The organism is Allorhizobium sp. nf9_anc, assembly GCF_056323085.1.
On sequence record NZ_CM150481.1, the window covers coordinates 3,744,494 to 3,764,254 of the forward strand.

The 19,761-nt window shown below is 62.5% G+C and carries 17 protein-coding genes; all 17 read left to right on the top strand.

What is annotated here, in order from left to right; translation table 11 throughout:
• Positions 1-96: 96 nt before the first annotated feature.
• Positions 97-1,050, top strand: a complete 954-nt coding sequence (locus tag AC02Y0_RS18340; RefSeq protein ID WP_476380282.1) for a sugar-binding transcriptional regulator — start codon at positions 97-99, stop codon at positions 1,048-1,050.
• 148 nt (positions 1,051-1,198) lie between these two features.
• Complete coding sequence (locus AC02Y0_RS18345) at positions 1,199-2,512, top strand: ABC transporter substrate-binding protein (protein WP_476380284.1); 1,314 nt, start codon at positions 1,199-1,201, stop codon at positions 2,510-2,512.
• Between the two features lie 144 nt (positions 2,513-2,656).
• Positions 2,657-3,529 (top strand): carbohydrate ABC transporter permease, encoded by an 873-nt coding sequence (locus AC02Y0_RS18350; RefSeq protein WP_476380286.1) that lies wholly within the window; start codon positions 2,657-2,659, stop codon positions 3,527-3,529.
• An 11-nt stretch (positions 3,530-3,540) separates the two neighbouring features.
• The gene (locus AC02Y0_RS18355) at positions 3,541-4,365 is read left to right on the top strand and encodes a carbohydrate ABC transporter permease (RefSeq protein WP_102020506.1); all 825 of its coding nucleotides are present in this window, start codon (positions 3,541-3,543) and stop codon (positions 4,363-4,365) included.
• A gap of 12 nt (positions 4,366-4,377) precedes the next feature.
• Positions 4,378-5,376: an ABC transporter ATP-binding protein gene (locus AC02Y0_RS18360; protein ID WP_476380288.1), complete on the top strand. Its 999-nt coding sequence runs from the start codon at positions 4,378-4,380 to the stop codon at positions 5,374-5,376.
• Positions 5,373-6,149, top strand: coding sequence for an L-iditol 2-dehydrogenase (locus tag AC02Y0_RS18365; RefSeq protein WP_476380290.1), 777 nt, complete (start codon positions 5,373-5,375; stop codon positions 6,147-6,149). The genes AC02Y0_RS18360 and AC02Y0_RS18365 overlap by 4 nt, the downstream gene beginning before the upstream one ends.
• Positions 6,150-6,183: 34 nt before the next feature.
• On the top strand, positions 6,184-7,668 hold the full coding sequence (locus tag AC02Y0_RS18370; RefSeq protein WP_476380292.1) for a mannitol dehydrogenase family protein: 1,485 nt from the start codon (positions 6,184-6,186) through the stop codon (positions 7,666-7,668).
• A gap of 6 nt (positions 7,669-7,674) precedes the next feature.
• Positions 7,675-8,382 carry an HAD family hydrolase gene (locus AC02Y0_RS18375; protein WP_476380294.1) on the top strand — a complete coding sequence of 236 codons (708 nt, stop codon included), beginning with the start codon at positions 7,675-7,677 and terminating at the stop codon, positions 8,380-8,382.
• Positions 8,375-10,000: an FGGY family pentulose kinase gene (locus AC02Y0_RS18380; protein ID WP_476380296.1), complete on the top strand. Its 1,626-nt coding sequence runs from the start codon at positions 8,375-8,377 to the stop codon at positions 9,998-10,000. The genes AC02Y0_RS18375 and AC02Y0_RS18380 overlap by 8 nt, the downstream gene beginning before the upstream one ends.
• Before the next feature lie 114 nt (positions 10,001-10,114).
• Positions 10,115-11,488 (top strand): formimidoylglutamate deiminase, encoded by a 1,374-nt coding sequence (gene hutF / locus AC02Y0_RS18385; protein WP_476380298.1) that lies wholly within the window; start codon positions 10,115-10,117, stop codon positions 11,486-11,488.
• Positions 11,489-11,548: 60 nt separating this feature from the next.
• Positions 11,549-13,057 carry an HAL/PAL/TAL family ammonia-lyase gene (locus AC02Y0_RS18390; RefSeq protein ID WP_476380299.1) on the top strand — a complete coding sequence of 503 codons (1,509 nt, stop codon included), beginning with the start codon at positions 11,549-11,551 and terminating at the stop codon, positions 13,055-13,057.
• Positions 13,054-14,274, top strand: coding sequence for an imidazolonepropionase (gene hutI, locus AC02Y0_RS18395; RefSeq protein WP_476380301.1), 1,221 nt, complete (start codon positions 13,054-13,056; stop codon positions 14,272-14,274). Before AC02Y0_RS18390 ends, hutI begins: the two co-directional genes overlap by 4 nt.
• Positions 14,271-15,806 carry a histidine ammonia-lyase gene (gene hutH, locus AC02Y0_RS18400; RefSeq protein WP_476380303.1) on the top strand — a complete coding sequence of 512 codons (1,536 nt, stop codon included), beginning with the start codon at positions 14,271-14,273 and terminating at the stop codon, positions 15,804-15,806. Before hutI ends, hutH begins: the two co-directional genes overlap by 4 nt.
• 1 nt (position 15,807) lies before the next feature.
• A complete protein-coding gene (gene hutG / locus AC02Y0_RS18405) occupies positions 15,808-16,608 on the top strand; it encodes an N-formylglutamate deformylase (RefSeq protein WP_476380305.1) in 801 nt (266 codons plus the stop codon).
• Between the two features lie 12 nt (positions 16,609-16,620).
• Positions 16,621-18,294 (top strand): urocanate hydratase, encoded by a 1,674-nt coding sequence (gene hutU / locus AC02Y0_RS18410; protein ID WP_476380307.1) that lies wholly within the window; start codon positions 16,621-16,623, stop codon positions 18,292-18,294.
• A 17-nt stretch (positions 18,295-18,311) separates the two neighbouring features.
• The gene (locus tag AC02Y0_RS18415) at positions 18,312-18,929 is read left to right on the top strand and encodes a HutD/Ves family protein (protein ID WP_476380309.1); all 618 of its coding nucleotides are present in this window, start codon (positions 18,312-18,314) and stop codon (positions 18,927-18,929) included.
• Positions 18,930-19,017: 88 nt separating this feature from the next.
• Complete coding sequence (gene hutC / locus AC02Y0_RS18420) at positions 19,018-19,755, top strand: histidine utilization repressor (protein WP_476380311.1); 738 nt, start codon at positions 19,018-19,020, stop codon at positions 19,753-19,755.
• Positions 19,756-19,761 lie beyond the last annotated feature (6 nt).

Sequence of the window (19,761 nt, forward strand, 5' to 3'; positions counted from 1 at the left end):
TCAAAGCCGCGACCGTTCCCAAACGGCTATGCCGGGCGCCGATTTGACAGGGCTCGGCAAAATTGGCAGCACTGTTCCAGACGGAGAGGAGACCGCATGGCACGGCGTGGCGAGGGGCAGACGAGACTGGATGATGCAGCAAGGGCCGGCTGGCTCTACTATGTCGCCGGGCGGACACAGGATGAAATCGCTGCGTCCATGGGCATTTCGCGGCAAAGCGCCCAGAGGCTGGTGTCGCTTTCCGTTGCGGAAAAGCTGATCAAGGTTCGGCTCGACCACCCGATCGCGGCGTGCCTCGAGCTTGCGGAAGCGCTGCAGAAGAAGTTCGGCCTCAAGGAGGTCGAGATCGTGCCCTCAGATCCGGCTTCGGAATCGGCGACGGTCGGCGTTGCGGAGGCAGGCGCTGCACAGCTCGAACGCTGGCTCAAACAACCCGACCCGCTGGTGATTGCCATGGGGACCGGCCGCACGCTGCGCGCCATGATCGACCAGCTGTCGCCGATGGAATGTCCGCAGCACAAGATCGTTTCGCTGACCGGGAATATCAGCCCGGACGGGTCGGCCGCCTATTTCAATGTCATCTTTTCGATGGCTGACGCGATCAAGGCACCGCATTTCCCGATGCCACTGCCGGTCATAGTGTCCTCTCCTGCAGAGCGGGAGCTGCTGCACAACCAGCCTCTCGTTGCACCGACAATCGCACTCGCCCAACATTCCGGCGTCGCTTTCGTCGGCATCGGCGAAATGAACATGAGCGCGCCGCTGCTGGTCGACGGTTTTCTGAAACGCGACGAAATGCAGGATCTGCTTCAGGCAGGCGCGGTGGGAGAGATCTGTGGCTGGATCTTCGGCGAGGACGGCACCTTGCTGAAACATCCGGTCAATGAGCGGGTCGCGAGCCTTGAGATCCCTTCCCGCCAAACATCGACGGTCGTGGGGCTTGCACGGGGTCGCCGCAAGCATCCGGCCATCCTCGCAGCGGTCCGGGGTGGTCATATCAACGGCTTGATCACGGACGAAGAGGCGGCTCGGCACCTCTTGGCGAGCTAGCGGCGGCGAAAATTTTCAATTTGAGTTCTGAGGCTTAACGGGTCCATGCCGCATCGCAGCATGGAATCCCGATTGACATTTTTTGCGCACAGAGTGAGTAATTGCCCATGAGCAAAGCGAATGCTCATTTTTCTTCTGGGAGGAAGACATGACATTGAAGACGATTCTGCTGGGCGCATGCTCGGCGCTGGCCCTTGCCGGCATGGCTTCGGCCGAAACCCTGACGATCGCGACCGTGAACAACGGCGACATGATCCGCATGCAGGGCCTGACTTCCGAATTCACCACGGCGAACCCCGACATCCAGGTCGAGTGGGTCACGCTTGAGGAAAACGTCCTGCGCGAGCGCGTCACGACCGACATCGCGACGAAAGGTGGCCAGTACGACATCATGACGATCGGCACTTATGAAGTTCCGATCTGGGCCAAGCAGGGCTGGCTGCTGCCGCTCGAAAACCTTGGCGCCGACTACGACGTCGACGACCTTCTGCCGGCCATCCGCTCGGGTCTGACCGGCGACGACGGCAAGCTCTATGCTGCACCGTTCTACGGCGAGTCTTCCTTCATCATGTACCGCAAGGACCTGATGGAGAAGGCCGGCCTCACCATGCCCGATGCCCCGACCTGGGAATTCGTGGCCGACGCTGCCCGCAAGATGACCGACCGCGCCAACGACATCAACGGCATCTGCCTTCGCGGTAAGGCCGGCTGGGGCGAGAACATGGCATTCCTGACGGCCACGTCGAACGCCTTCGGCGCCCGCTGGTTCGACGAGAACTGGAAGCCGCAGTTCGACCAGCCGGAGTGGAAGAACACGCTCGACTTTTACGTCAAGCTGATGAACGACGCCGGCCCGCAGGGCGCCTCGTCCAACGGCTTCAACGAAAACCTGGCACTCTTCCAGCAGGGCAAGTGCGGCATGTGGATCGATGCCACGGTCGCTGCTTCCTTCGTGACCAACCCGAAGGATTCGACTGTTGCCGACAAGGTGAGCTTCGCGCTCGCTCCCGACACGGGCCTTGGCAAGCGCGGTAACTGGCTCTGGGCCTGGAACCTCGCCATCCCGGCCGGTTCGCAGAAGTCCGCTTCGGCTGAAAAATTCATCGGCTGGGCAACCGGCAAGGCTTATGCCGAACTCGTTGCTTCCAAGGAAGGCTGGGCCAACGTTCCTCCGGGCACGCGGACCTCTCTCTATGAGAACCCGGAATACCAGAAGGCAGCTCCGTTCGCGAAGATGACCCTCGACTCGATAAACGCAGCTGACCCGAAGAGCCCGACCGTCAAGCCGGTGCCCTATGTCGGCGTGCAGTTCGTAGCCATCCCCGAGTTCCAGAGCCTTGGTACCTCCGTAGGCCAGCTCTTCTCGGCAGCACTTGCGGGCCAGATGTCGGTCGATGACGCGCTTGCCCAGGCTCAGAGCCTGACCGAACGCGAAATGACCCGCGGCGGCTACATCAAGTAATACAACCCTCCCGAACCCACCTGCCCGGATTGCGATCCGGGCAGGAAAGACCTCGACCGCTTGCGGCCAATGCCGGTCGTCGTCACTTTGCCTCCAACGGGTTCCCGGACCTTCGTCCCTGGCGACCATCAGGCGAGCTTCACCATGGCTACTCAAAACACACGCACCCTGGCCCGTCTGATGATGGCGCCGTCTGTCGGGCTTCTGTTGATCTGGATGATCGTTCCACTGTCGATGACGCTGTGGTTCTCGTTCCAGAACTACAACCTGCTGAACCCGGCCAATGTCAGCTTCGGCGGCTTGTTCAACTACCGCTATTTCTACACCGATCCGGCCTTCTTCCAGTCTGTCTGGAATACACTGTTGATCGTCGGCGGCGTGCTGTTCATTACCATCGTCGGCGGCATTCTGCTGGCCATGCTGCTCGACCAGCCGATGTTCGGACAGGGGATCGTGCGTATCCTGGTGATCTCACCCTTCTTTGTCATGCCGCCCGTCGCGGCGCTGATCTGGAAGAACATGATCATGCATCCCGGCTACGGCGTGCTCGCGGATATCAACCGAGCCCTCAGCCTGACACCCGTGGACTGGTTCGCGCAATACCCGCTTCTCTCGATCATCATTATCGTTGCTTGGCAGTGGCTGCCCTTTGCGACGCTTATCCTTCTGACCGCTCTGCAGTCACTGGACGGCGAGCAACAGGAGGCGGCTGAAATGGACGGCGCGCGGTTCATCGACAAGTTCATCTATCTGACCGTGCCGCATCTCGCCCGCGCCATCACCGTGGTCATCCTGATCCAGACGATCTTCCTGCTCGGCGTCTATGCGGAGATCCTCGTCACCACCAATGGCGGGCCCGGCTATGCCTCGACCAACCTCGCCTTCCTCATCTACCGCACGGCACTGCTCGGCTACGACGTTGGCGGAGCCTCTGCGGGTGGAATCATCGCCGTCATCTTGGCGAACCTCGTCGCGATCTTCCTGATGCGCGCCGTCGGCAAGAACCTGGACCGGTAAGGAGATCGACCATGGCCCGTGCCACAAGTCCCCGCCGCAAGATCATCTTCACGATCCTCGCCTGGATCGCTGCCTCGGTGATCTTCTTCCCGATCCTCTACACGCTGATCACCAGCGTGAAGACGGAGACGGAAGCGATCCAGGGCTTCGACCTGATCCCGACCTTCACGTTCGAGAACTACGTGACCGTCCAGACGCAGCGCGATTACATCAAGCCGTTCATGAATTCCGTCATCCTGTCGGTCGGCTCGACGATCCTGGCACTTTTTGTCGGCATCCCGGCAGCCTGGGCCATGGCGTTTTCGCCCACCAAGCGGACCAAGGACATCCTGATGTGGATGCTCTCCACCAAGATGATGCCGGCGGTCGCCGTACTCGTGCCGATCTACCTGCTGTTCCGCGACTTCGGCCTTCTCGACACCCGCATCGGCCTCACGATCATGCTGACGCTGATCAACCTGCCGATCGTCATCTGGATGCTCTACACCTATTTCCGCGAGATTCCGGGCGAGATCCTGGAAGCCTCACGGATGGACGGCGCGTCGCTGTTCAACGAAATCGTCTATGTGCTGACGCCAATGGCGCTGCCCGGCATCGCCTCGACGCTTCTCCTCAACATCATCCTGGCGTGGAACGAAGCCTTCTGGACGATCCGTCTCACCACCACCAATGCGGCACCGCTGACGGCCTTCATCGCCTCCTTCTCCAGTCCGCAAGGGCTGTTCTGGGCGAAGCTGTCGGCTGCCTCAACGATGGCGATCGCGCCGATCGTCATCCTGGGCTGGTTCAGCCAGAAACAACTCGTGCGCGGCCTCACCTTCGGCGCCGTCAAGTAAGGAAACCCGACCATGGGCAGCATCAAACTCGAACAGCTCTCCAAGTCTTTTGGCGAGCATGCGGTCATCCCGGGGATCGACCTTGAGATCAACGACGGTGAGTTCGTCGTCTTCGTCGGCCCTTCCGGCTGCGGCAAGTCCACACTTCTGCGGCTGATCGCGGGTCTCGAAGACGCGACCGGCGGACGCATCCTGATCGACGGCAAGGACCAGACACAGACGCCGCCGGCTCAGCGTGGGCTGGCTATGGTGTTCCAGTCCTACGCCCTTTATCCGCATATGAGTGTGCGTTCGAACATCGGCTTCCCGCTGAAGATGGCCAAGATCGATCCGGCAGAGATCACTCGCAAGGTCGAGGAGGCTGCCCGCATCCTCAACCTCACCGACTATCTTGAGCGTCGGCCGGGTCAGCTCTCCGGCGGTCAACGCCAGCGCGTTGCCATCGGCCGCGCAATCGTGCGCAATCCGCGCTGCTTCCTGTTCGATGAGCCGCTGTCCAACCTCGACGCGGCACTGCGCGTCGCGATGCGCCTCGAGATCACAGAACTGCACCAGAAGCTGAAGGCGACCTCGATCTACGTGACCCATGACCAGGTGGAAGCCATGACCATGGCCGACAAGATCGTGGTCCTCAACAAGGGGCGCATCGAGCAGGTGGGTTCACCGCTCGAACTTTATCGCAGCCCGGCCAACCTCTTCGTCGCCGGCTTCATCGGCTCGCCGAAGATGAACCTGATTTCCGGACAGGCCGCTACGGCCCATGGCGCCCATACGATCGGTATCCGGCCGGAGCATGTCACGCTGTCGACGACAGAGGGCATGTGGCGCGGCCTCGTCACGGTCGCCGAGCATCTCGGCTCCGACACCTTCCTGCATGTGCAGGTGGACGGCGTGGGCACGATCACCACACGCACCGGCGGCGAGTTCCCGGTTCGGCACGGCGACACCGTCTATGTGACGCCGGATCTCGAGCGCCTGCACAAGTTCAACGACAAGGGACTTGCACAATGAACGGGCGTCTCAGCGGGAAATCCGCTCTTATTACCGGCTCCGCACGCGGCATCGGGCGCGCCTTTGCAGAGGCCTATGTGCGAGAAGGTGCCACGGTCGCCATCGCAGACATCGATCTCGATCGCGCAAGCCGCACGGCATCTGAGATCGGCCCCGCCGCCTATGCGGTCAAGCTCGACGTGACGGATCAGGCCTCGATTGACGCGGGTATCCGCGCCGTCGAAGAGCGACAAGGCGGCCTCGACATTCTGATCAACAACGCTGCGCTCTTCGACCTCGCACCGATCGTCGAGATCTCGCGAGCGAGCTATGACCGTCTCTTCTCGATCAATGTCGCCGGCACGCTGTTCATGATGCAGGCGGCTGCCCGATCGATGATCGCGAAAGGCCAGGGCGGCAAGATCATCAATATGGCAAGCCAGGCAGGCCGGCGTGGCGAAGGGTTGGTTGCCGTTTACTGCGCGACCAAGGCTGCCGTCATTTCGCTCACGCAGTCTGCAGGTCTCGACCTCATCAAGCACGGCATCAACGTCAACGCGATCGCGCCCGGTGTCGTGGATGGCGAGCATTGGGACGGGGTCGATGCTCTCTTCGCCAAATATGAAAACCGACCGCTCGGCGAAAAGAAGAAGCTGGTTGGTGCGGAGGTTCCCTTCGGCCGCATGGGCCGGGCGGAGGACCTGACCGGCATGGCGATCTTCCTCGCCTCGGCGGACGCCGACTACATCGTTGCCCAGACCTACAATGTCGACGGCGGAAACTGGATGAGCTGACGGCTCACACGGCCCCAAGCCAAGGAATGCACCCATGACGACCAAACTCTCGCTCGCAACTCTCGATGACATCGGCAACCGGGCTTCCCTGCCCTCCTATCGCCGTGACGAGATCCGTCCCGGGATCCTGCATTTCGGTGTCGGCAATTTCCACCGCGCGCATATGGCGATCTATCTGCATGACCTGTTCAACAAGGGGCGTGACCTGGATTGGGGCATCATCGGCGCGGGCGTCATGCCATCAGACCAGCGGATGCGCGACACGCTCAAGGCCCAGGATTTCCTGACAACCGTGGTCGAGCAGGACATCGATCGCTCGGCGGCCACGATCACCGGGCCGATGCTGGATGTGATCACGGCACCCGATTTTGACCGGATCATCGCGACGCTCGCCTCGCCCGATATCCGCATCGTCTCACTGACGATTACGGAAGGCGGCTATTTCATCGATGCGGCCACTGGCAAGTTTGATCCTGATCATCCGGCCATCGTCGCTGACGCGCAGAATCCCGCGCATCCGAAGACCGTCTTCGGGCTCATCATCGCTGGTCTCAAGGCTCGCCGGGAAGCCGGGATCCCTGCCTTTACCGTGATGTGCTGCGACAATATTCCGGGCAATGGCGAAGTCACAGAGGCGACTATCTGCGGGCTCGCGCGCCTTTCGGATCCTGAATTTGCCGACTGGATCCACCACAATGTCGCTTTCCCGAACTCCATGGTTGACCGCATCACGCCGGCGACGGGGCAGCGGGAGATCGACATCACGCGCGACGCTTACGGCATCGAAGACGGCTGGCCGGTGTTCTGCGAAGGCTTCAAGCAATGGGTGCTGGAAGACAAGTTCCCACTCGGCCGCCCCTCGCTCGAAGATGTTGGCGTCACCTTCGTGCCTGACGTCGCCCCTTACGAACTGATGAAACTGCGGATCCTGAATGGGGGGCATGCCGCCATTGCCTATCCGGCCGCGCTCATGGACATCCACTTTGTGCATGAATCCATGGAAAACTCGTTGATCCGGGCCTTCCTCGCCAAGCTGGAAAACGAGGAGATCATCCCCGTCGTGCCGCCGGTGCCCGACACCAGCCTTCAGGACTATTACAGCCTGATCGAGAACCGCTTCTCCAACCCGAAAATCGGCGACACCATTCCCCGCCTTGCCCAAGACGGATCGAACCGGCAGCCGAAGTTCATTTTGCCTTCGACCGCCGACCGGCTGGCCAAAGGGCTGGACGTGCAGGGTCTCGCGCTCGTCTCGGCTCTCTGGTGCCGCTATTTCGAGGGCACGAGTGACGGCGGCAAGACGATCGCCTTCAACGACCCGAGTGCTGAACGCCTGCACACGGCCGCTCTCGCGTCCCGCAGCGATCCGATGGCCTTCATCGGGATTACCGACATCTTTGGATCCGTCGGCTCCGATCCGCGTTTTCAGAAGCGCTTCGCTGAAGCCATCGACAGCTTGCGGAGCCGTGGGGCCGCCGCTACTCTGCAGAGCTATATCGACGGAACCCTTGCCAGCTGAGTGACCATGGACCCGCAGCCGATCCGCCTCGTGATCTTCGACTGTGACGGGGTTCTCGTCGACAGCGAGGGTATCGCGTTGGAGGTGCTGGTCGAGGCGCTAGCCGAAAAGGGCATATCGCTGACGACCGGGGAAGCCGCAGACCGCTTTCTCGGCCGCAGTCTCGGTTCGCTCACCGATGTCGTTCGCTCCGAATTCGGCGTCGAAATCGACCCGCCGTTTCTCGCCAGCATGCGGGAGGTGCTTTACGCCCGTTTCCGTGCGGAACTGAAACCCTTGTCAGGCGTGGCGGCTGTCATTGACGGCCTGAAGGCTACCCATGTCGACTGTTGCGTGGCGTCTTCCAGCCAGCGGGAACGGATCGAGCTTTCGCTTTCCGTCACCGGTCTCCTTTCGCGGCTGACGCCGCATATCTTCAGCGCCACCATGGTGAAGAATGGCAAGCCGGCGCCGGATCTCTTCCTGCACGCGGCGGCCGAAATGGGGGTCGCACCTGAGTCATGTCTCGTCATCGAGGACAGCCCTGCTGGGATCAGTGCCGCCCGGGCCGCCGGCATGAAAGTCGTCGCCTTCACCGGCGGATCCCATACCCACCATGCCAGCTATGGGCAGGCTTTAGCGCTCCTCAAACCAGATGCGCAGTTTGACGCCATGGAGAATTTGCTCCACTTTGTCGTCGGAGCGAGGAGACCGGAAGATCTGACTGATGCGTGAGCACCTCTTGGCCGTGGATGTTGGCACGGGCAGTGCACGAGCCGGGGTGTTTGATCTCAGCGGTCGCCAGCTGGCCCGTTGCGTGGTGCCGATCAGTGTCCACCATTCTTTGCCAAAACACATGGAGCAGGACAGCGAAGAGATCTGGGCTGCTGTCTGTTCGGCCGTCCGCGCTGCCCTTGCCGAGAGTGGTGTTGCCGGGGACACCGTGCTTGCCATCGGCTTCGATGCTACCTGCTCACTGGTGGTGCGGGATGCGGACGGGAAACCGATTTCCATTTCGGCATCCGGCAGCCCCGGCCTCGATACCATTTTATGGATGGATCATCGGGCGATCGCCGAAACGGACGCCTGCAACGCTATCGCCGATCCCCTTCTCGACCGCTTCGGTGGCCGCCTCTCGGTCGAAATGCAGATCCCCAAGCTGCTCTGGCTGAAGACGCATCGCCCTGACATCTGGGCCAGTTGCGGGCAGATCTTCGATCTTTGCGATTACCTGACATGGCGCGCATCGGGTTCACAGAAGCGAAGCCATTCGGCGTTGGCGTCCAAGTGGGGCTATACGCCGGAAGCCCCCGGCGAACCGCCGCTCGACTACTACCGAGCTGTTGGGCTTGGTGATGTCATGGAGCGGGCCGGCCTGCCGGCGCAATCGGAGCCTCCGGGGCAAGCCATCGGCACGCTCACGGCCGCAAGTGCGGCCGAGCTCGGCCTCGACGAACAGTGTCTGGTGGCGCCGGGCCTCATCGACGCTTATGCGGGGACGGTCGGGCTATTTGCAGCGGGCGCGCGGCCTGAGGTGCCATTCCCGGCAGAGGCCGTGCTGATCGCGGGGACTTCGAGCTGTATCGTCAGGCTCAGCAAGGAGCCGATCTCCGGTCCGGGTTGCTGGGGTGGTTTCCGCGACGCTGCCGTCCCGGGGCTGTGGCTCACGGAAGCCGGCCAATCCGCTTCAGGCGCCTTTCTTGATCATATCCTGAAGCTGCATCCTGCTGGCGGCACGCCGATGAAGGCGCGGCACCGCGCGATCCTCGACGCGATTTCCGAGCATCTCGCCGAGGAGGGCTCCGATTTCGGGCTTCCGATCTCCGTGCTGCCCGACCTGCATGGAACGCGTTCGCCGCTCTCGGATCCGCTTCTGACCGGGACCATTGCCGGACTGGACCTCGATCAGAGCCTCACATCCCTGCACAAGCTCTATTGGCGCAGTTGCGTCGCACTTGCCTGCAGCATCAGCCATATCATCGAGCGCCAGCCGCGCCGTGCGGGCCTCCCGAAGCGACTGTTGCTTGCGGGTGGATTGGCTGATCATCCGCTTCTGTCGCAACTCTATGCCGATGCGACAGGCTGTGATGTGCTCGTGCCGAAGGATTGCGACGCTGTGCTCCTGGGCTGTGCGCTGCACGCCGCCGTGGCGGCGGGTGCGTTTGCGTCTGTCGAGGAGGCCGGCAGGGCGATGCAGTTTGCCATGAACCATTTCCCGCCGTCGGCCTTACGCCAGGCGGCGCTTTCGCGGGACCACGCAATGCTGAAAGCGATGATGCGGCATCGGGACGAGCTGGCCGCACTGGCCTCGCCGCCAGCAGCCAATACGGCTGTCGTGCACCGGGTGAGCTGATCCGCACCGGCGGTCACGCGGCCAAGGCTGCGTTTTCTCGAGCCGTGCCACCACCCGCTTGCGCTCAAATCAGAAACCTGCCATGTTGCCTATACAACTTGACAAGGTTTCCAGATGAAGACGCCTCAGACGCTGTTTTGTGAACGTGTTCTGCTGCCGGAGGGCTGGGCCCGCGACACGACACTCGAGATCGATTCGAGCGGGACGATTGCCTCGATCACGACCGACAGCGCGGGCGATGCAACGTCGACCCGACTGTCCGGACCTGTCGTTCCGGCCTTGCAAAACCTGCATTCCCACGCCTTTCAACGCGCCATGGCTGGCCTTGCCGAGCAGGCGGGTTCGACGGATGACAGCTTCTGGACCTGGCGGGAGACCATGTATGGACTGGTCAATCGCATGTCGCCCGACGATGTAGAGGTCGTAGCGACGAAGTTGTATAGTGAACTTCTCAAAGGTGGCTTTGGTCATGTCGTGGAGTTTCACTATTTCCACCATGCGGTGATCGACCTTGGCAAATCCGACGGCCTGGAAATGTCTGCTCGGATCCTGCGCGCAGCCGCGACGTCCGGGATCGGCCTGACCCATCTGCCGGTATTCTACGCGCATGCAGGCTTTGGCGGGATCGCGCCCAATGCCGGCCAGAGGCCTTTTATTCAGAATGTGGACAGTTTCCTCAGCCTGCTCGAACGGTTGGAGCCGGAATGCCGGACCGCTGGCGCCCGGCTCGGTCTCGCGATCCATTCCCTGCGCGCAGCAACGCCGGATGAAATGCGCGCTGTTCTCACGTCTGAACAGACGGGCGGCCCCATCCATATCCATGTGGCCGAACAGGAACGCGAAGTCGAAGATTGCCTTGCCTGGAGCGGGCGCCGGCCCGTGACCTATCTGCTTGACGAGTTTCCCGTCGATCAGCGCTGGTGCGCCATCCATGCCACCCACCTGACACCGGAAGAAACCGCGCGCCTTGCCGGATCGGGTGCCGTGGCTGGTCTCTGCCCGGCGACAGAGGCCAATCTCGGCGATGGCATCTTCCCCGCCACAGATTATGCCGGCCATGGCGGGCGATACGGGATCGGCACGGACAGTCATGTCGCGACCTCGGTAGCCGAAGAATTGCGCCTGCTGGAATATGGCCAGCGGCTGCGCGATCGTCGCCGCAACCGCCTGGTTTCCGGTCCGGGGGCATCGGCCGGTCGTACCCTGTTCGAGGCAAGCCTTTCGGGCGGGGCGCAGGCCGCGGGTCTGGCGATCGCCGGCATCCGTGTTGGTGCCCGGGCGGATCTCGTGGTGCTCGACGGCGAAAACCCCTTCATCGCGACGGCGAAAGAGGACCAGATCCTTGATCGCTGGATCTTCGCGCTCGGATCCGAAGCGGTCCGGGATGTGATGGTCGGGGGCGAATTCGTTGTCCAGCAGGGGCGTCACCGATTTGAAGAGGCGATTGATCGGGACTTCAAGCGGGTCCTCAAGACGCTTGCGAGTTAATGTAGCCGACTAATCAAAGGTTGAGATTGAAACGCCCATGCCGCAGCAGTGGAGGATCTGATGCCCGACACGATCGTTCTTGAGACGGCACTCACCGCCGACGAGATCCGCGCCATCGCGGGTGGCGCACGGCTCGAATTGGGCGAGACGGCCCAAAGCCGCATCGTGGCAGCCCGTGCCATTGTTGAGGCGCTGGTCGATCAGGGGATCCGCGGCTACGGCATCAACACCGGCGTCGGCGCCTTGTGCGATGTGATCATCGACCGCAAGGATCAGTCGGCACTGTCTCGCAATCTGCTGTTCAGCCATGCTTGTGGCGTGGGTGAACCGCTCGGCCGGATCGAGACGCGAGCGATCATGGCGGCGCAGATCAACAATTTTGCGCATGGCTATTCCGGCATCCGGCTTGACGTCGTCGACACCCTTCTCGCGCTTCTCAACAACGACATGCTGCCGCTGATCCCGTCCCGCGGCTCCGTCGGTTACCTGACTCATGCGGCCGCCATCGGCCTCGTCTTGATCGGCGCAGGTGAATGCCTAGATGGCGAAAAGGTCATTTCGGGAAGTGAAGCTCTGCACGCCCTCGGGCTGAAGCCCCTTGTGCTCCAGGCCAAGGAAGGCCTGAGCCTGGTGAACGGCACGCCGTGTGCGACGGGGCTTGCGGCCCTTGCCGTGACACGACTCGCGCATCTGCTCGACTGGGCCGATGCGGCAGCGGCGATGAGTTATGAGAACCTCGGCGCGCAAGCCGATCCTTTCGCGGAAATGCCGCTTGCGCTGCGAAAATCCGACGGACTGCAGGAGGTGGGCTACAACCTCCGGCGACTTCTGGCCGGTAGCCCGCTGCTTGCCGAAGCTGCTGGCAAGCGGACGCAGGATCCGCTCAGCCTTCGGGCCGTGCCGCACGTGCATGGCGCCGTGCGTGACGCGCTGATCCAGGCGCGTGCGGTGGTGGACCGGGAGCTTGCGAGCGTCACCGACAACCCCGCCGTCAGCGGCTCGCCGAAGGATCCGCAGGTGCATTCGCAGGCGCATGCGGTTGGCGCGGCGCTCGGGCTTGCGATGGATAGCCTTGCCACGGCTGCCGCCGAACTGGCAGCCATTTCCGAGCGGCGGATCGACAGGCTCGTCAATCCGCTGGTTAGCGGCCTGCCCGCCTTTCTTGCGTCGGGAAGCGGCGTGGAATCCGGTTTCATGATCATCCAGTATACCGCTGCAGCACTGGTCGCGGAGAACCGCCGCCTTGCCATGCCGGCCAGCCTCGACGGCGGGCTCACCTCGGCACTGCAGGAGGATATCCTGACCCATGCGACGCCGGCCGCGGCCAAGGCGCTGGCAATCCTCGACAATCTCGAAACAGTTCTCGCGATCGAACTTGCGGCCGCTGCACAAGCCTATGATCTGCAGACGTCGTCTGCCGCAAAGGCAGAGATAACGGAGGCCCTCTACCGACGTGTGCGGCACGAAACCGCCTTCTACCGGGATGATCGGCCTCTCAATGTCGAGATCGGAAACGTCCAGCGAATGCTGAAAACGACGGCCGCCTGGTCCGAAAGCGAGGTCGCATGATAACGGTTCTGACCAATGCGCAGCTGGCGACCATGACGCCCGACCAGCCAGGGCTCGGCGTGATCGAGAATGGCAGGGTGGTGATCGAGGGTGGACGGATCGTCGCCGTCGGCGAAGCGCGCGAGGTCGCGATCCCCGGCGGAGCTGAGGTGATCGACTGCGAGGGCCGGTGGGTGACGCCGGGCCTCGTCGATTGCCATACGCATCTGGTGCATGCCGGCAATCGTGCCAAAGAATTCGAGATGCGCCTTGCGGGCGCCTCCTACGAGGAAATCGCACGCGCCGGCGGGGGTATCGTCTCGTCGGTGCGGCAGGTTCGCGAGGCGAGCGAGGCGGAGCTCGTCTCGCAAACGCTTCCCCGGCTCGATGCGCTGATCGCCGAGGGCGTGACGACCGTCGAGGTCAAGTCCGGCTATGGGCTGACCGTCGAAGACGAGTTGAAGATGCTGCGTGCCGCCCGGAAGCTGGCCGAGCGGCGTCAGGTCGCCATCACCACGACCTATCTCGGCGCCCATGCAACGCCCGCTGACTACAAGGGGCGCAATCGCGCTTTCATCGAGGAGGTGGTGCTACCGGGTCTGAAGGCGGCTCACGCGGAGGGACTGGTCGACGCGGTGGACGGCTTTTGCGAAGGAATTGCATTTTCGCCTGATGAGATGCGGCTCGTTTTCGATGCGGCGCGGTCTCTCGGACTGCCAGTGAAACTGCATGCGGATCAGCTGTCGAACCTGCATGGGGCAGCGCTTGCGGCCGAGTATCAGGGCCTTTCGGCCGACCACCTGGAATACACCGATGAAGACGGTGCGGCTGCTATGACCCGGGCCGGAACCGTCGCCGTGTTGCTGCCCGGAGCCTACTACTTCATCCGCGAGACGAAGAAGCCGCCGATCGAGATTTTCCGCAAACACGGGACTGCCATGGCGCTTGCGACAGACTGCAATCCCGGTACCTCGCCGCTCACCTCGCTGCTGCTCACCATGAACATGGCCGCCACGCTGTTTCACATGACGGTCGAGGAATGCCTTGTCGGCGTGACCCGTAATGCCGCCCGCGCGCTCGGGCGTCTCGATACGATCGGCACCATCGAGGTCGGAAAGCAGGCCGATCTTGCCATCTGGTCGGTCGAGAGCCCGGCGGAGCTCGTCTACCGCATCGGTTTCAATCCGCTTCATCAGCGCATCTGGAACGGCCACATCACCAAAGGAATTCTGTCGTGACCATTACGCTTCACCCCGGCCGCGTCTCTCTCGCCGAACTGGCTGAAATCTACTGGAACGGCGAAAGTGCCGTACTCGACCGCAGCTTCGACGCGGGGATCGAGAAGGCGGCCGCGCGCATTGCGGAAATCGCCGCCGGCAACGAGCCGGTCTATGGCATCAATACCGGCTTCGGCAAACTTGCCTCGATCAAGATCGATGCGGCCGATACGGAGACACTGCAGCGCAATCTGATTCTCTCGCATTGCTGCGGCGTGGGCCAGCCTCTTGCAGACAAGATCGTGCGCCTGATCATGGCGCTGAAGCTGATCTCGCTCGGTCGCGGCGCCTCCGGGGTCCGCCTCGAACTGGTGCGGCTGATCGAGGGCATGCTGGACAAGGGCGTCACCCCGCTCATTCCCGAAAAGGGCTCCGTCGGCGCGTCCGGCGATCTTGCACCGCTTGCCCATATGGCAGCCGTGATGATGGGCGAGGCGGAGGCCTTCTATCAGGGTGAACGGCTTTCCGGCGCCGAGGCGCTGAAGCGCGCGGGGCTGACGCCCGTCGTGCTCGCGGCCAAAGAAGGTCTGGCGCTGATCAACGGCACGCAGGCCTCGACGGCGCTGGCGCTGGCCGGCCTCTTCCGCGCCCATCGGGCCGCACAGGCGGCGTTGATTACCGGCGCGCTCTCGACGGATGCCGCAATGGGCTCGTCGGCACCCTTCACCGCCGACATCCACACGCTGCGCGGCCACAAGGGGCAGATCGATACGGCTGCGGCTCTGCGTGGCCTGCTCGCCGGTTCCGTCATCCGGGAAAGCCATCTGGACGGCGACGAGCGGGTGCAGGATCCCTATTGCATCCGCTGCCAGCCGCAGGTCGATGGTGCCTGCCTCGATCTGCTGCGCATGACGGGTCGGACACTTGAGATCGAAGCCAATGCCGTCACCGACAATCCGCTCGTGCTTTCCGATATGAGTGTCGTCTCGGGCGGCAACTTCCACGCGGAACCGGTGGCCTTCGCTGCCGACCAGATCGCGATTGCCGTTTGCGAAATCGGCGCCATCGCGCAACGTCGCATCGCGCTGCTGGTCGATCCGGCCCTATCCTATGGATTGCCGGCCTTCCTCGCCAAAAAGCCCGGCCTCAACTCCGGTCTGATGATCGCGGAGGTCACCTCGGCGGCACTGATGAGCGAAAACAAGCAGATGGCGCATCCGGCCTCTGTCGATTCGACGCCGACGTCGGCCAACCAGGAAGACCACGTTTCCATGGCGTGCCACGGAGCGCGGCGTCTGCTGCAGATGACCGACAACCTCTTCTCGATCATCGGGATCGAGGCGCTGACGGCAGCACAGGGCGTGGAGTTCCGCAGTCCGCTAACGACAAGCCCGGAACTGCAACGGGTGATCTCCACCTTGCGTGCCCATGTCGCCACCCTGGAGGAGGATCGCTACATGGCGCCGGATCTGGAGGCTGCCGGTCGCCTGGTTGCGGATGGGACACTGGTTTCGGCGGTTTCCGCCGGGTTGTTGCCGGGTCTGGAGGGCTGAAATGGCCGTCTTCGAAGTTAATAAAGGCACTTCGCCCGTCATTCTCGCCTTTCCGCATACGGGCACGGATGTGCCACCTGCGATCTGGGATCGCTTGAACGACAATGGCAAGCTGCTGGCCGATACCGACTGGCATATCCATGAGCTCTATGCCGGGTTGTTGCAGGAGGCGACGACAGTCCGGGCGACCTTCCATCGCTACGTGATCGATGCGAACCGCGACCCTGATGGCGTGAGCCTGTATCCGGGACAAAACACGACCACCCTCGTGCCGGAAACGGATTTCGACGGGGTCGCCATCTGGAAAAGCGGCGAGCAGCCAACGAGCGAGGACATTGCGGATCGGCTGGCAGACTTCCATGCGCCCTATCATGCGGCGCTCCGGGCTGAGATCGAGCGCGTGAAGGCGATGCATGGCGTGGCGGTGCTGTATGACTGCCATTCGATCCGATCGCTCATCCCTTTCCTGTTTGAAGGGCCTCTGCCGGACTTCAACATCGGCACGGATATGGGCCGCACCTGCAATGCCAGGATCGAGAAAGCCGCTACGGAGATCGCCGGTCGGGCCGAGGGCTACACGTCGGTGGTCAATGGGCGCTTCAAGGGCGGTTGGACGACACGGCATTACGGGCAGCCGGAGACCGGCGTGCATGCCATCCAGATGGAACTGGCGCAGATCACGCATCTGACCACCGAAGCGCCACCCTTCGACTACGACGCCGAAAAGGCCGAGGCGCTGCGACGGCATCTCAAGGACATTTTGACATCAATCGAAGCCATAGCGCTCGATCTGAAACGCTGAGGAGCGAGGACCATGAGCAATCCCAGACACAATATCCGCGACGTCCGCGCCGCCACCGGAACCGAACTCTCGGCCAAGAGCTGGATGACGGAAGCGCCACTCCGGATGCTGATGAACAATCTCGACCCCGATGTTGCTGAGCGACCGCATGAGCTGGTCGTTTATGGCGGCATCGGCCGCGCCGCCCGCACCTGGGAGGATTTCGACCGGATCGTCGAGACGCTGAAAACGCTGACAGAGGAAGAAACACTCATCGTGCAGTCGGGCAAGCCGGTCGGCGTGTTCCGCACTCACAAGGATGCGCCGCGCGTGCTGATCGCCAATTCCAATCTCGTGCCGCACTGGGCGACCTGGGACCATTTCAACGAGCTCGATAAGAAGGGGCTCGCCATGTACGGCCAGATGACCGCCGGCTCGTGGATCTATATCGGCACCCAGGGCATCGTGCAGGGCACCTACGAGACCTTCGTGGAAGCCGGGCGCCAGCACTACAACGGCAATCTCAAGGGCAAGTGGATCCTGACGGGTGGCCTCGGCGGCATGGGTGGCGCCCAGCCGCTGGCGGCTGTCATGGCCGGCGCCTGCTGCCTCGCCGTCGAATGCGACGAGACCCGCATCGATTTCCGCCTGCGCACCCGTTACGTCGATGCCAAGGCGCATACGCTGGACGAGGCGCTTGCCCTCATCGACCAGTGGACCAAGGCGGGGGAAGCGAAATCCGTCGGCCTGGTCGGCAATGCCGCCGACATTTTCCCCGAGCTCGTGCGTCGTGGCGTGCGCCCCGATATCGTCACCGACCAGACTTCGGCCCACGACCCGATACATGGCTATCTGCCGCTCGGCTGGACGGTTGCCGAATGGCGGGCAAAGCAGGAGAGCGATCCGAAGGCGGTGGAAGTCGCCGCCCGCGCCTCGATGAAAACCCATGTGCAGGCGATGGTCGACTTCTGGAACAGGGGCGTTCCCACGCTCGATTACGGCAACAACATTCGCCAGGTCGCCAAGGAAGAGGGCTTCGAGAATGCCTTTGCCTTCCCCGGCTTCGTACCGGCCTATATCCGCCCGCTCTTTTGCCGCGGCATCGGCCCCTTCCGCTGGGCCGCACTTTCGGGTGATCCGGAGGATATCTACAAGACCGATGCCAAGGTGAAAGAGCTGTTGCCGGACAACAAACACCTTCACAACTGGCTGGACATGGCGCGCGAACGCATTGCCTTCCAGGGCCTGCCGGCGCGCATCTGCTGGGTCGGTCTCGGCGATCGCCACAAGCTTGGCCTCGCCTTCAACGAGATGGTGCGGAGCGGCGAGTTGAAGGCGCCCGTCGTCATCGGCCGCGATCATCTCGATTCCGGTTCGGTCGCCTCGCCCAACCGCGAGACGGAAGCGATGAAGGACGGTTCCGACGCCGTGTCCGACTGGCCGCTTCTGAACGCTCTGCTCAACTGCGCTTCGGGTGCGACCTGGGTCTCGCTGCATCACGGCGGCGGCGTGGGTATGGGTTTCAGCCAACATTCCGGCATGGTCATCTGCGCCGATGGCACTGACGATGCTGCACGCCGGCTAGAGCGCGTTCTCTGGAACGACCCGGCGACCGGTGTCATGCGCCATGCCGATGCGGGCTATGATATCGCGCTCGATTGCGCCAAGGAAAAGGGCCTTCGTCTGCCCGGCATCCTCGGCAATTAAGAGGACACTACACGCCCATGTCCCTCCGCATCCAGCGCTTTGGCGAGCACCGGCAAATGCCCTGGAAGAACGGGCTGGGGATCACCCGCGAGGTGATCTCCAGGCCTGCTTCGGATGGCTTGGGCGGGTTTGACTGGCGGGTCAGTCTCGCAACCGTCGGGGCCTCCGGTCCATTCTCGATCTTTGCCGGGATCGACAGGACGATTGCCGTTCTTGAAGGCGACGGCATGCAGCTGACAGTCGATGGGAGACGCGCGCCGCCGCTTCTCGTGGGCTCGCCGCCCTTCGCCTTTTCCGGCGATTCGGAGGTTCAGGCGGACTGTCTGGGTGGGGAAACGCTGGACCTCAACATGATGAGCCGTTGCGGGCGTTTCGTTCATCGCATGACGGAGATCGTCGTGTCTGATGCGCAGACGCTTTCAGTAACCGCCAATACCGTCGCTGTCGTCTTCCGAGATGAAGCCGTTGTTACGATCGATAGCCTGCGATCGGATGTGGGGCTCGGTGATGTTCTTGTTGGCCTCGAGGGGCCACTCGAGCTTTCGATCATGCCTCGTGGTTCGGGATGCATGCTCTACATCATCGAAGTGACTGCCTTGTCCGGCCAGACACCGGATATGGAACAGGTTGCCTAGACAAGGCCTCTGCCGATAAAGGGAGCGGCTGAGGCGTTCCGGCAAAGGCAAATGCCGACACGCTCCTCAACAATCAGGGTCGACCACCATGTCCGAAGAGCAGCCAGGATTTGCACTCCCCGAGGAACGGCAGGACACGCCGCTCTACGAGCAGATGAAATCCGAGATCAAGGCGCGGATCGAACGCGGCGACTGGCCGACCAATCATCGCATCCCCTCGGAGAACGAGCTCGTGGAACTGCTTGGGGTAAGCCGGATGACGGCGAACCGGGCGCTCAGGGAGCTTGCCAGCGAGGGCGTGATCATCCGCGTCCAGGGACGAGGCTCCTTCGTCGCGCCGAAGAAGCGCAGCGCCAGCGTGGCTGATGTGCGCAGCATCGCGGACGAGATCGCGGAGCGTGGCGGGCTTCATTCAGCCGAGCTCGTGCTGAAGCAGGCCGAAATTTGCGATCACGACCTCGCCGATCGGCTGGAGGTTGCCGCCGGCACGACCGCCTTTCATTCAGTGATCGTCCACAAAGAAGACGATCTTCCGATCCAGATCGAAGACCGGTTCGTGAATGTGGAAGTGGCGCCCGACTATCTCAACCGCGATTTTCAAACGATGACGCCGAGTGCCTATCTGAGCTCGATCGCGCCGATCTCGCGCGCCGAGCAGTTTGTCGAGGCCGTGCTCCCACAGCCCTGGGAATGCCGGCTTCTGGCGATTGCCAAATCGGAACCCTGCCTTCAGGTCAGGCGAAGGACCTGGTCAGGCGACCGGTTGGTGACGTCGGTGCGGCTTCTTTATCCCGGCAGTCGTTATAGCCTGGAGAGTTCCTACTAAGCTGAG

What these genes read in the sequence shown, in the direction of transcription:
- AC02Y0_RS18340 (WP_476380282.1), top strand. Translation starts at nt 97, where the DNA reads ATGGCACGGCGTGGCGAGGGGCAGACGAGACTGGATGATGCAGCAAGG.
- AC02Y0_RS18345 (WP_476380284.1), top strand. Translation starts at nt 1,199, where the DNA reads ATGACATTGAAGACGATTCTGCTGGGCGCATGCTCGGCGCTGGCCCTT.
- AC02Y0_RS18350 (WP_476380286.1), top strand. Translation starts at nt 2,657, where the DNA reads ATGGCTACTCAAAACACACGCACCCTGGCCCGTCTGATGATGGCGCCG.
- AC02Y0_RS18355 (WP_102020506.1), top strand. Translation starts at nt 3,541, where the DNA reads ATGGCCCGTGCCACAAGTCCCCGCCGCAAGATCATCTTCACGATCCTC.
- AC02Y0_RS18360 (WP_476380288.1), top strand. Translation starts at nt 4,378, where the DNA reads ATGGGCAGCATCAAACTCGAACAGCTCTCCAAGTCTTTTGGCGAGCAT.
- AC02Y0_RS18365 (WP_476380290.1), top strand. Translation starts at nt 5,373, where the DNA reads ATGAACGGGCGTCTCAGCGGGAAATCCGCTCTTATTACCGGCTCCGCA.
- AC02Y0_RS18370 (WP_476380292.1), top strand. Translation starts at nt 6,184, where the DNA reads ATGACGACCAAACTCTCGCTCGCAACTCTCGATGACATCGGCAACCGG.
- AC02Y0_RS18375 (WP_476380294.1), top strand. Translation starts at nt 7,675, where the DNA reads ATGGACCCGCAGCCGATCCGCCTCGTGATCTTCGACTGTGACGGGGTT.
- AC02Y0_RS18380 (WP_476380296.1), top strand. Translation starts at nt 8,375, where the DNA reads ATGCGTGAGCACCTCTTGGCCGTGGATGTTGGCACGGGCAGTGCACGA.
- hutF (WP_476380298.1), top strand. Translation starts at nt 10,115, where the DNA reads ATGAAGACGCCTCAGACGCTGTTTTGTGAACGTGTTCTGCTGCCGGAG.
- AC02Y0_RS18390 (WP_476380299.1), top strand. Translation starts at nt 11,549, where the DNA reads ATGCCCGACACGATCGTTCTTGAGACGGCACTCACCGCCGACGAGATC.
- hutI (WP_476380301.1), top strand. Translation starts at nt 13,054, where the DNA reads ATGATAACGGTTCTGACCAATGCGCAGCTGGCGACCATGACGCCCGAC.
- hutG (WP_476380305.1), top strand. Translation starts at nt 15,808, where the DNA reads ATGGCCGTCTTCGAAGTTAATAAAGGCACTTCGCCCGTCATTCTCGCC.
- hutU (WP_476380307.1), top strand. Translation starts at nt 16,621, where the DNA reads ATGAGCAATCCCAGACACAATATCCGCGACGTCCGCGCCGCCACCGGA.
- AC02Y0_RS18415 (WP_476380309.1), top strand. Translation starts at nt 18,312, where the DNA reads ATGTCCCTCCGCATCCAGCGCTTTGGCGAGCACCGGCAAATGCCCTGG.
- hutC (WP_476380311.1), top strand. Translation starts at nt 19,018, where the DNA reads ATGTCCGAAGAGCAGCCAGGATTTGCACTCCCCGAGGAACGGCAGGAC.